The following is a 991-nucleotide window of genomic DNA, read 5'->3' as shown; positions in this document are numbered from 1 at the left end:
CGTACGGAGTGTCCGGGGTTCCACGCAATTCGTCCGCGACGAAATGCTCAGTCTGACCGACGAAATCAACGGAGAAGGTGCGCACCGTCTCGCCCACCTCGGCGAGTTGCTCGGCCGCGATCCCGGTCATCGCGGAGGAATCAAGGCCGCCGGAGAGCAGAGTGCAGCGGGGCACGTCGGCGACCAGTTGCCGACGAACGATGTCGTCGAGGAGCTCGCGTACGTGCGCGACCGAGGTGTCCCGGTCGTCAGTGTGCGGCCGGGTCTGCAACGTCCAGTAGTGGTGGGTGCGCAGCCCGGTGCACGAGACGGTGACCACGGTGCCCGGTTCCACCTCACACATGCCCTCCCACACCGCATGGCCGGGAGTCTTCACAAACGCGAACAACTCACGGATGCCATCCATCGTGACGGTCGATTCGGCGATCGGATTAGCAAGGATCGCTTTGGGTTCCGAACCGAACAGCACACCGTCGGGAGTCTCGTAGTAATAAAACGGCTTGATACCCATCCGGTCGCGGATCATCACGAGTGTGTCGATGCGGGAATCCCAGATAGCGAACGCGTACATGCCGTTGAGGCGCTCCGCGACAGCCTCTCCCCACTCGAGGTAGCCGTGGAGTACAACCTCGGTGTCGGATTCCGTGACGAACCGGTGCCCTCGCCCGTACAGTTCCTTCCGTAGTTCACCAAAGTTGTACGTCTCGCCGGAGTAGACCATCGCGACCGTGCCGCCCGAGGTGTCCACACTCATCGGCTGACGGCCGCCCGGCAGGTCGATGATCGCGAGCCTTCGATGACCGAGCGCTGCATGTTCGACGAGCCACGTGCCGCGATCGTCCGGCCCTCGGCAGTTCATCGTCTCGGTCATGGCATCCACGGTGGACTGCTCGACACGCAGGTCGCGTTCGAACGAAACCCATCCGGCGATTCCGCACATATGTTCCTCCAGCTGTAGCTGGCGCTCTTCCTCAGCGCATGATCAGTTGCG

General features: G+C 62.8%; 1 protein-coding gene. It reads right to left on the bottom strand.

The features are described from left to right. The coding region (gene asnB / locus RM2_RS23225; protein WP_072691785.1) for an asparagine synthase (glutamine-hydrolyzing) at nucleotides 1-940 on the bottom strand (940 nt) is incomplete at its 3' end. Nucleotides 941-991 lie beyond the last annotated feature (51 nt).

The organism is Rhodococcus marinonascens NBRC 14363 (assembly GCF_001894885.1).
Taxonomy (GTDB): Bacteria; Actinomycetota; Actinomycetes; order Mycobacteriales; family Mycobacteriaceae; genus Rhodococcus_F; species Rhodococcus_F marinonascens.
This window is presented reverse-complemented; position numbering and strand designations above follow the sequence as displayed.